The 10742-nt window shown below is 71.8% G+C and carries 10 protein-coding genes; 8 read left to right on the top strand and 2 right to left on the bottom strand.

The features are described from left to right. Positions 1-16 precede the first annotated feature (16 nt). From BJ963_RS12875 to araA, 5 genes are all read left to right on the top strand, one after another. Positions 17-370, top strand: a complete 354-nt coding sequence (locus tag BJ963_RS12875; RefSeq protein ID WP_179457081.1) for a hypothetical protein — start codon at positions 17-19, stop codon at positions 368-370. A gap of 51 nt (positions 371-421) precedes the next feature. Then, positions 422-1435 (top strand): LacI family DNA-binding transcriptional regulator, encoded by a 1014-nt coding sequence (locus BJ963_RS12870; protein ID WP_343037276.1) that lies wholly within the window; start codon positions 422-424, stop codon positions 1433-1435. A 203-nt stretch (positions 1436-1638) separates the two neighbouring features. Beyond that, on the top strand, positions 1639-3321 hold the full coding sequence (locus BJ963_RS12865) for a xylulokinase (protein ID WP_179457080.1): 1683 nt from the start codon (positions 1639-1641) through the stop codon (positions 3319-3321). Further along, the gene (locus BJ963_RS12860) at positions 3318-4034 is read left to right on the top strand and encodes an L-ribulose-5-phosphate 4-epimerase (RefSeq protein ID WP_089907303.1); all 717 of its coding nucleotides are present in this window, start codon (positions 3318-3320) and stop codon (positions 4032-4034) included. Before BJ963_RS12865 ends, BJ963_RS12860 begins: the two co-directional genes overlap by 4 nt. Next, positions 4034-5551: an L-arabinose isomerase gene (araA, locus tag BJ963_RS12855; RefSeq protein ID WP_179457079.1), complete on the top strand. Its 1518-nt coding sequence runs from the start codon at positions 4034-4036 to the stop codon at positions 5549-5551. Before BJ963_RS12860 ends, araA begins: the two co-directional genes overlap by 1 nt. A 27-nt stretch (positions 5552-5578) precedes the next feature. On the opposite strand, the gene BJ963_RS12850 is transcribed toward araA, so the two are convergent. After that, positions 5579-6139 (bottom strand): TetR/AcrR family transcriptional regulator, encoded by a 561-nt coding sequence (locus tag BJ963_RS12850; protein ID WP_179457078.1) that lies wholly within the window; start codon positions 6137-6139, stop codon positions 5579-5581. 85 nt (positions 6140-6224) lie between these two features. Between BJ963_RS12850 and BJ963_RS12845 the strand changes: the two genes are divergently transcribed. After that, positions 6225-7274, top strand: coding sequence for an aldo/keto reductase (locus BJ963_RS12845; protein ID WP_179457077.1), 1050 nt, complete (start codon positions 6225-6227; stop codon positions 7272-7274). Between the two features lie 166 nt (positions 7275-7440). After that, positions 7441-8490 (top strand): LCP family protein, encoded by a 1050-nt coding sequence (locus tag BJ963_RS12840; RefSeq protein WP_246298056.1) that lies wholly within the window; start codon positions 7441-7443, stop codon positions 8488-8490. A 9-nt stretch (positions 8491-8499) separates the two neighbouring features. Here the strand turns inward: BJ963_RS12840 and BJ963_RS12835 are convergent, their stop codons facing one another. Continuing rightward, entirely contained in the window at positions 8500-9762 is a 1263-nt protein-coding gene (locus BJ963_RS12835; RefSeq protein ID WP_179457075.1) for an MFS transporter, read from the bottom strand. 93 nt (positions 9763-9855) lie between these two features. Here BJ963_RS12835 and BJ963_RS12830 point away from each other — a divergent pair, with 93 nt between their 5' ends. Further along, a complete protein-coding gene (locus BJ963_RS12830; protein ID WP_089907312.1) occupies positions 9856-10731 on the top strand; it encodes a LysR family transcriptional regulator in 876 nt (291 codons plus the stop codon). Positions 10732-10742: the final 11 nt, after the last annotated feature.

The following is a 10742-nucleotide window of genomic DNA, read 5'->3' as shown; positions in this document are numbered from 1 at the left end:
AGACGCCTCGCGGCGGGTGGTCAGAGCGGGAACCGCTCTGGCCCTCGCCGCGGGCGGTCTCGCCCTCGCCGGCTGTGCCTCCGACGGAGACGTCCGCGATCTGGAGTACCTCGCCTGGGTCGACGCCGGCGCGGTGGGATCCGTCGAGTACTCGTACGTCGACGAATCGGGCCGCAGCAGAGAGGCCGGGACCGGGGTCACCGGGTCCAGCTGGGTCCACTCGGTCCGCGGCGGCCCCCGGGTCGGGCTCACGGTGACACCGGGCGACGCGGCGACCGCGCACTGCGCCATCGTCGACCGGAGCAACCGCTCGATGCTGGTCGTCCGCAACGGGCGCGTGGGGGAGTCCATCACCTGCGCCTTCGGCTGATCCCACGGCATTCATCCAGCCTCCGCGTTCGTCGTCCCCTAGTGTGGCGGTGTGCCGGAGGTTCGGGTGAATGAGGGGGCGCGCGCCCCGGGCGTGCGCGAGGTCGCCGCCGCCGCCGGTGTCTCGCGCCAGACCGTGTCCCGCGTGCTCAACGATCACCCGAGCATCCGGCCCGAGACCCGCGCCCGCGTGCTCGCCGCAATGGCCGATCTCGACTTCCGTCCGAACCGTGCCGCCCGCATGCTGACCACTGCGCGGTCGCGGACCATCGGGGTGTTGGCCGCCTCGGCGTCCTCGCTCTTCGGCCCCGCCTCGAGCATCGACGCCGTCGAGAACGCCGGCCGCGCCGCCGGGTACACCGTCACCGTGGCCCACGCCGCGTCGCTCGACCCGGCCGACCTGCAGGCGGCCATCGGGCACCTGCGCGAGCAGGCCGTCGAGGGCATCGTGGTGATCGCGCCGCAGCAGCGGGTTCAGGATGCGATGGGCCAGTTCTCGCTCTCCCTGCCGTCCGTGACGCTGCACGGCGCGGGCGGCGCTTCCGACGAGGGTGTCTTCGTCGATCAGGAACTCGGCGCGCGCCTCGCCACGCGTCACCTGCTGGCGGCCGGGCACCGCCGCGTCGCGCACCTGAGCGGACCGGGCGACTGGACGGAGGCCCGCGCCCGGCGCGACGGCTTCCTCGCCGAGATGGCCGTCGCGGGGGCCGATGCCGTGGTGTCCCGCGAGGGGGATTGGACCGCGGCCTCAGGCGCGGCGATCGGTGCGGAGCTCGTGGCGGACCGCTCCATCCAGGCTGTCTTCGCCTCGAACGACCAGATGGCCCTCGGCGTGCTGCATGCTGCGCGGGTCGCGGGACGTTCGGTCCCCGGCGATCTGGCCGTCGTCGGCTTCGATGACATCCCCGAGGCCGCGTTCTTCGCACCGCCGATGACCACCGTCCGGCAGGAGTTCGCCGAACTCGGCCGCCGCTGCGTCGCCCGCTTGGTCGCGCTGCTGGAGGGCGGCGACCTCGCGTTCGAGGAGCCCGTTGCTCCTGTCCTGGTCGTCCGCGACTCCGCCTGACCCGCCGCCCCACGCGCCTCGCGCGCCTCCCGCCGCGACACATTTGCGCCAAATCAGCGTCTCGCTTAGTGCTCACCGCGTCGCGGATTCGTGCCGAATGCGCTCGACTCGGTGGCTATCGCGGGGCACGGAGTGGCGTAGCGGCGATGCGTGTCGTATGCTCAGACCGTCAATGTGACCGGTCACAAAGGAGTGGATGCCTCATGGTGCCAGCCGACGCCGCCTCCCCGGCTCCCGCAGCCAGCGCCAGCGCCAGCGCCCGGGATGCCATCGCCGCAGGCCGCACCGCGCTCGGCATCGAGTTCGGCTCGACGCGCATCAAGGCCTGCCTCGTGGATGCCGACGACCCGTCGGTCGTCCTCGCCGTCGGATCCCACGAGTGGGAGAACTCGTACGTCGACCGCCTCTGGACGTACCCGCTCGACGAAGTCTGGACCGGCCTGCAGGAGGCCTACGCCGCCCTCGCCGCCGACGCGGAGGCGCGCCACGGCGTCGCTCCGACCGCCGTCGGCGCCCTCGGCGTCTCGGCGATGATGCACGGTTACCTCGCCTTCGATGAGGCGGGCGAGCTGCTCGTACCGTTCCGCACCTGGCGCAACACGAACACCGGCCCGGCCGCGCGCGAGCTGACCGATCTGCTCGGCGTGAACATCCCGCTCCGCTGGTCCATCGCCCACTTGCACCAGGCCGTCCTCGACGCCGAGCCGCACCTCCCTCGCCTCCGTTCCGTCACCACGCTCGCCGGTTACGTGCACCGGAGGCTCACCGGCCGTCACGTGCTGGGCGTGGGGGATGCGTCCGGCATGTTCCCGATCGACCCCGCGACCGGCGACTATGACGCAGACCTCGTCGGCCGGTACGACCGGCTCGCCGGCGGCCGCATCCCGCCGCTCCGCGAGCTGCTGCCAGAGGTGCTCTCCGCCGGAGACCCCGCGGGCGAGCTGACCGCCGAGGGTGCCGCCCTCCTCGACCCGTCCGGAACGCTGCGGCCCGGAGCGACGCTCTGCCCGCCGGAGGGCGACGCGGGGACCGGGATGGTCGCGACCGCATCCGTCGCCCCGCGCACCGGCAATGTGAGCGCAGGCACCAGCATCTTCGCCATGGTCGTGCTCGAGCGTCCGCTGGCCGAGGTGCACGACGAGCTGGATGTCGTGACCACCCCGGCCGGTGACCCGGTCGCGATGGTGCACTGCAACAACGGCGCGAGCGAGCTCGCCGAATGGGCCGGGCTCTTCGGCCGCTTCGCCGCCGCCTCCGGCCGCCCCGCCGATCCCGACGCCGTGTTCGACACCCTGCTGCGGGAGGCGCTGACCGGAGACGACGACGCCGGCGGCCTGCTCGCCTACAACCACCTCGCGGGCGAGCCCATCGCCGGACTCACCGAGGGCCGTCCGCTGCTCGTCCGCACGCCGGGCAGCCGCTTCAGCCTGGGCAACCTCATGCGCGCCGAGGTCTACGGCGTGTTCGCGACCCTGGCGCTCGGGATGCGCGTCCTCGCCGCAGAGGGCGTCGCGCTCGACCGGATGCTCGCGCACGGAGGCGTGTTCCGCACCGCCGGCGTGGCCCAGCGCTTCCTGGCCGGCGCCCTGGACGCTCCCGTCTCCGTCGCGCACACCGCATCCGAGGGAGGCGCGTGGGGGATCGCCGTCCTCGCCGCCTACGTCCGGGCACGCGCCGAGGACGGCCACGACCTCGACACCTACCTGCGCGAGCGGGTGTTCCGCGACGTCGTCTTCGAGATCGCCGAGCCGCGGCCCGAGGATGTCGCCGGGTTCGCCGCCTACCTCGACCGCTACGACGCCGGTCTCGCCGTTGAGCGGGCGGCCGTCACCGCCCTGCCCGACACCACCGCTTCGGCGGGACCAACGGAAGGATCCGAACAGTGACCGATGCCCAGGCCCCGGCCCCCGAGTCCCCGGCCGTCCGCGCCGTCCGCGAGCGCGTCGCCGCGCTGCACGCCGAACTCGTCCGCTACCAGCTCGTCGTCTGGACGGGCGGGAACATCTCGGGCCGGGTGCCGGGGGAGGACCTGTTCGTCATCAAGCCGAGCGGCGTCGACTACGACGATCTCGCGCCGGAGAACATGATCCTCTGCACCCTCGACGGCGAGGTGGTCCCGGGTTCGCTCGGCTCCGAGCGGTCGCCGTCGTCCGACACCGCCGCCCACGCCTTCGTGTACCGCGCGATGCCCGAGGTCGGCGGCGTCGTGCACACGCACTCCACGTACGCGACCGCCTGGGCGGCGCGCGCCGAGCCCATTCCGTGCGCGATCACCGCCATGGCAGACGAGTTCGGCGGCGATATCCCGGTCGGGCCGTTCGCCATCATCGGCGACGACTCCATCGGCCGCGGGATCGTGCAGACGCTCAGCGGCCACCGGAGCCGCGCGGTCCTCATGCAGAACCACGGCGTCTTCACCATCGGCTCCGACGCGCGTGACGCCGTCAAGGCCGCCGTCATGGCGGAGGACGTCGCCCGCACCATGCACATCGCCCGCCAGGGCGGCGACATCGTCCCCATCCCGCAGGAGGCCATCGACAGCCTCTTCGACCGCTACCAGAACGTGTACGGACAGAACCCGGAAGGATCCATCCACTGATGCCGAAGCTCACCACCTCCCTCGACGGCTACGAGGTCTGGTTCCTCACCGGCAGCCAGCACCTGTACGGCCCGGAGACCCTCGCCCAGGTCGCCGACCAGTCCCGCGCCATCGCCGACGAGCTGGGCGCGTCGCCCGACGTCCCGGTGCGGATCGTGTGGAAGCCGGTCCTCACCGACGCCGACGCCATCCGCCGCATCATGCTCGAGGCGAACGCCGACGACCGCGTCATCGGCGTGATCGCGTGGATGCACACGTTCAGCCCCGCGAAGATGTGGATCGCCGGTCTCGACGCGCTGCAGAAGCCGCTGCTGCACCTCCACACGCAGGCCAACGTCGAGCTGCCGTGGGCCGACATCGACTTCGACTTCATGAACCTCAACCAGGCCGCGCACGGCGACCGTGAGTTCGGCTACATCCTCACGCGTCTCGGCGTCCCGCGCACCACGGTCGCGGGGCACGTCTCGAATCCGGTCGTCTCGGCCCGCGTGGGCACGTGGATGCGCGCGGCGGCCGGCCGCGCCGCGACCAGGGCGCTGAAGCTCGCCCGCTTCGGCGACAACATGCGCTTCGTCGCCGTCACGGAGGGCGACAAGACCGAGGCGGAGCACGTCTTCGGGGTGCAGGTGAACACGTGGGGCGTCAACGACCTCGCCGACGCGGTCGCCGCGGCACCGTCGGACGCCGTCGACGCCCTGGTGGCCGAGTACGAGGAGCTCTACGACGTCGCGCCCGAGCTGCGCCGCGGCGGCGACCGCCACCAGTCGCTCCGCGACGGTGCGGCCATCGAGCTGGGCCTGCGCTCCTTCCTGGAGGAGGGCGGCTTCGGCGCGTTCACCACCAGCTTCGAGGACCTGGGCGCACTGAAGCAGCTGCCCGGCCTCGCCGTCCAGCGGCTCATGGCCGAGGGCTACGGGTTCGGCGCGGAGGGCGACTGGAAGACGGCCGTCCTGGTCCGTGCGGCGAACGTGATGGGCGCCGGCCTGCCGGGCGGCGCCTCCCTCATGGAGGACTACACGTACGACCTGACGCCCGGCGACGAGCGCATCCTCGGCGCGCACATGCTCGAGGTCAGCCCGTCGCTCAGCTCGGCCACCCCGACGCTGGAGGTGCACCCGCTGGGCATCGGCGGCAAGGACGACCCGGTCCGGCTGGTCTTCACCGCCGACCCCGGCCCCGCGGTCGTCGTGGCGCTGTCGGATGTTCGCGACCGGTTCCGTCTGGTCGCGAACGTCGTCGAGGTCGTCGAGCCGTCCGCTCCTCTGCCCAAGCTGCCGGTCGGCCGCGCGGTGTGGAAGCCGCAGCCCGACTTCACGACGTCGGCGACCGCCTGGCTGGAGGCCGGGGCGGCGCACCACACGGTGATGAGCACCGCAGTCGGCGTCCAGGTCTTCGAGGACTTCGCGCGCATGCTCCGCACCGAGCTGATCGTCATCGACGACACGACGACGCTCCGTTCGGTCCGTCGCGACCTGGACGCGAACGCCGCCTACTACCGCCTCGCCCGAGGCATCTGACCCGCCCAGGGCGGTCGGGGCCGGTCGTCAGCCCCGGCCGTCGGCCGCGGGAAGCGACGCGACCACCATCTCCAGCAGCCGGTCGGCCTGTACGAGGCCGCCCGGTCCGGACGGGACGCGCCAGAGCGCGCTGAGAAGCAGCAGGATGTCGCCGGGGTCCGCTCCCGGGCCGATGTCGCCGTGCGCGACCGCGGCATCCAGCAGCCGTCCGATGGCGCGCGTCACGGGCGCGTAGGTGGCGTCGATCATCGCCTGCGCCGACGGGGTCGCCAGTGCCTCCCCGAGTCCGTGCTTGAGGCGCACCAGCTCGGCGAGCTGCCGTGACCAGCTGCGGAACGCGTCGAGCGGGGCCTCCTCCGCGAGCAGCCCGTCCACGGCAGCCTCCAGCGCGTCGATCTCGGTCGCGTAGACGGCGAGCAGCAGCGCCTCCCGGGTGGGGAAGTGCCGGTAGAGGGTGCCGGCGCCGACGCCCGCGAGCTTGCCGATCTGGTTGAGCGAGATGTCGGGGTTCTCCCGGAACGCCGTCGACGCGACGTCGAGGATGCGCGCCCGATTGCGCTGGGCGTCGGCTCTAGGGGCGTCCGGCATGCGTCTCCTTGCTAAACGGAGAATTCTCCGTTACCGTGATGGACGAAGCGGAGAGTTCTCCGCCACGTCTATTCAAGGAGATCTCATGCAGTATCGCAAGCTCGGGACGACCGGCCTCGACGTGTCGCCCATCGCCATCGGCGCCATGAGCTACGGCGAGCCCGATCGCGGGCATCCCGTCTGGTCGAAGGGCGAGGAGGAGGCCCGTCCCCTCATCAAGCACGCGCTGGAGGCGGGGATCAACTTCTTCGACACCGCCAACATGTACTCGAACGGCTCCAGTGAGGAGATCCTCGGTCGGGCACTGCGCGACTTCGCCGACCGCGACGAGGTCGTCATCGCCACCAAGGTGCGTCATCCGATGCGGCAGGGGCCGAACGGCCGCGGGCTGTCGCGCAAGGCGATCCTGGCCGAGGTGGACCACTCCCTGCAGCGACTCGGGACCGACTACATCGACCTCTACCAGATCCACCGCAACGATCACTCGACCCCGTGGGAGGAGACCCTCGAGGCGCTGAACGACGTCGTGAAGGCGGGCAAGGTGCGCTACCTCGGGGCGTCCTCGATGTTCGCGTGGGAGTTCGCGAAGGCCCTCAATCTGCAGAAGCAGCACGGCTGGGCGCGCTTCGTCTCGATGCAGGACCACTACAACCTGCTCGCCCGGGAAGAGGAGCGCGAGATGATCCCGCTCTGCCTCGATGAGGGCGTCGGCACCATCATCTGGAGCCCGCTCGGCCGCGGCCGCCTCGCCCGCGCGTGGGACGACGCACGGGCGACGGCGCGCTCGGAGACGGACGGCGCGTACGCCGACCTGCTGTACTCGCCGGCCGAGGAGGAGTCCAACCGCGCCATCGTGAACGCGGTCGGGGAGGTCGCCGCCGCGCACGGAGTGAGCCGGGCGGCGATCGCCCTGGCCTGGCTCCGCCGCCAGCCCGTGGTGACGGCCCCGCTCGTCGGCGCAGGTTCCATCGAGCAGATCGACGACGCCATCGCCTCGCTCGAGGTGGAGCTCACGGACGACGAGGTCACCGCCCTGATCGCCCCCTACACGCCGCGGTACGACTTCCAGGGCGTCTCGGATGAAGCGACCATGGAGGCCATCCGCCGACGCGTGCCCGGAATGGCGCTGTCCTGATCCCCCACGAACTGGGGGTAACCGGGGTACAAATTATGTCCTCATTAACGAGGACTTTCCCAGGCGGTGGACGTAGCCTCGATTACAGATGAGAAATCCTCATCTCGCTCGAAGCTCGGGCGGAGTCGGACGAGACGCTCCTGGGGGAGTGCCGGAGACGGCCATCATGATCGCGCAGACCGCACACTCGCACTACCGCCGGAACCGCCGCCCGTCCACGGCTCCGCACCGCCGCTCCCGGGTCTCCATCGTGCTGACCACGCTCCTCGCCATCGCCACCGTCGTGGCGGGCAGCGTGGTCGGCGGAGGCCTCTTCTACGCCGGAAGCGTCGCGTCGACCTTCAACTCGGCCGTGACCCACATCCCGCGCGCCTTCCCGGAGGCCGCCTCTCGGCCGACCCCCGTCTCCACCGGCGCCATGAACATCCTGCTCATCGGGTCGGACTCGCGGGGCGACCCGACCACGGTCGGGCAGGCCACCACGTCCAACCAGCGCTCCGACACGATGATGCTCGTGCACATCGACGCCGACCGCAAAGACGTCTACATCATGTCGATCATGCGCGACCTGTGGGTCCCGATCCCGGGGAAGGGCACGGCGAAGATCAACGCGGCACTCGCCTGGGGAGGGACGCCGCTGGCGATCCAGACCGTCGAGCAGCTCCTCGGAACGCACATCGACCACGTCGCGATCATCGACTTCCAGGGGCTCGAAGGGATGACCGACGCCCTCGGCGGTGTGGATGTGGACAGCCCGGTCGGCTTCACCTCGTCGAAGAAGCCGCACTACACCTTCGTCAGGGGCCTCAACCACCTCGACGGAGCGCAGGCCCTGGCCTTCGCGCGGGAGCGCTACGCCTTCCCGACCGCCGACTACCAGCGGGTGGCGAACCAGCAGGCCCTGCTGCAGGCCATCGTCCACAAGCTCCTCAGCAGCGGCACGCTGACCGACCCGGCCGCCGTCACGTCCTTCGCCGGCGCGGTGGGCCGGTACCTCAAGGTCGACGCCCAGTTCGACCTCCCGACGATGATCGGGCTGGCGGCGAGCATGCGCCTCTCCGGCGCCTCCAGTATCCACGCCTTCACGATGCCGACGGCCGGAACCGGGACCTCGCCCGACGGTCAGTCGATCGTCAGGGTGGACGAGGGCTCGCTTCCGGCTCTGCGGTCCGCGCTCGCCGACGATGCGCTCGGGACCTTCACGTCGGTGCACTGACGGCCCGGGTCAGGCGCGGCGCAGCATCCGCAGCCCGGCGGGCACCGACAGCGCGGCGACGGCGGCGACGAACACCACCAGCACCGGGACGAGCGGCCACACGATGAGCGCGACGCCGACGAGGAGCACGGGGACGGCCAGGCCGATGTACGCGATCAGGAAGATCGCGGCCAGCACCTCGCCGCGGCGCTCCGGCGCGGCCAGGGAGGCGGCGGCGGCGATCGCGGAGCGGAACTGCAGGCCGACGCCCGCGCCCGCCAGCACGCCGCTGACCAGGAACACCGCGAACGAAGCGATCAGCACGCCGGTCGCGAGCCCGGCGAGCCCCACGAGCATCAGCACGAGAGCCAGGATGAGCTGGGCGCGGGCGGAGAGGCGGCCGAAGACGATCTGCGAGACCGCCGATGCCGCGAAGACCGCGAAGGGCACGAATCCGGCCAGCAGGTGCGACGTCTGGTGGAGGGTGACCACTAGCACGCTCGGCGCGAGCGACGTGAACAGCCCGAACACCGCGAAGCCGGCGAAGGCGGCGACGGCCGCGGCGGAGAAGGCGCCGCGCGCCTCGGCGGGCAGCGAGATGCGCTGCGGGCGGTAGGCCGGGCGCTCCTCGGCGCGCTCCACCGTCTCGGGCACCAGGGCGACGGCGACGGCCGCGACCGCGAGCAGGATGAGGAACACGGCGTACGGGAGGAGCAGGGGCTCGGGGAGGAACTGCGCGAACGCGCCGCCGATCAGCGGGCCGAGGGCGAGTCCGCCCGTGTTCACGACCGTGGAGACGGTTCCGGCCGTCGCCGGACCCTCGTCGGGGCGCGCGACCGCGCGGAGCTCGCTGAGGTGCGCTGTGGCGCTCGCGGTGAGGGCGCCGACGCCGATCCCGGAGAGGGTGCGCGCGACGATGAGGCCGGTGACGTCGTTCCAGACCAGGAACAGGGCGGCGGAGACGATCTCGACGAGCACGGCGATGAGCACCATCCTGCGCCGCCCGGCGATGTCGCTCAGGTGGCCGATCAGGAAGAGGCTGGCGATGACGCCGACCGCGTACGCGGCGAAGATGACGGTGACCACCCAGGTCGGGAAGCCGTCGCGCGCCTGGTAGAACGCGTACAGCGGGGTCGGGACGGTCGAGAAGGCCATGACGGCGAGGAACGCCGCGGCGATGACCCAGAAGCCGGCGCCGTGGCGCAGGCGGAAGGAACGCCGGGCGCGACCCGGAGCGGTCCCCAGGCGAGGGGAGGATCCGGTGGGGGCGGAGGAGTCGAGCGTGCTGGTCATGGTTCGATAGTGCTCCTCCTCGCCCATCGAGTCCAACGGAAATAGCCGATGCTGACGATCGATTTTGACGATCGTCAGCGCTAGGCTGAGATCGTGGACACGCGCCAGCTCGAGTACCTCGTCGCGGTGGCGGACGAGCTCAACTTCACCCGTGCCGCCGCACGCGTCTTCGCGGCGCAGTCGACCGTCTCCGCGGGCATCCGCAGCCTGGAGACCGAGCTCGGAGCGACCCTGTTCGAGCGGGATGCGCACGGCGTCCGCCTGACCGAGGCCGGCCGGTCGGTGCTCCCGGAGGCGCGCGGTGCGATCGAAGCCGTGGAGAGGATGCGCGAGCTCACCGACGAGCACGGCCCGCTGCGCGGCACGGTCCGGGTCGGCATCTTCACGAACCTGACGACCGTCGACCTGCCCGGGATCATGGGCGAGTTCCACCGGCGGCATCCATACGTGGACCTGCGCCTCGGCCCCTCCCCGAGCGGGTCGACCGGACTGGTGGAGGACGTGCGCCAGGGGCGGCTCGACATCGCGTTCCACGGACTCCCCGACGCCGTCCCCGACCTCGTCACGCGACCCCTCGTCGACTCGCCCTTCCTCGTCGTGCTGCCCGAGGGCCACCGTCTCGCCGGCCGCTCCTCGGTCGCCCTCGCCGACCTCGCGGATGAGGCCTGGGTGGACTCGCGCGCGGGCTTCGGCAACCGGGTCACCCTCGACCGCGCGTTCCAAGCGCTCGGCCTGAGCCGCCGCGTGCCCACCGAGCTGGCCGACCTCGGCGAGATCCCGCGCTTCGTGGCGGCCGGACTGGGGGTGGCGGCCCTCCCCGAGCTGACCATCATCCCGGCCGCAGGAACCGTGCTCCGCCCGCTCAGCAGACCGGTGGACTGGCGGCTCAGCGCCATCGCCCGGAAGCGGCCCGGCCGTGCGGCGGAGGCGCTGCTCGACCTGCTCACCGAACGGATCGGGTCCTCCTGACGGCGAAGGCT

It is taken from the genome of Leifsonia soli, from assembly GCF_013408745.1.
Classification (GTDB): domain Bacteria; phylum Actinomycetota; class Actinomycetes; order Actinomycetales; family Microbacteriaceae; genus Leifsonia; species Leifsonia soli.
This window is presented reverse-complemented; position numbering and strand designations above follow the sequence as displayed.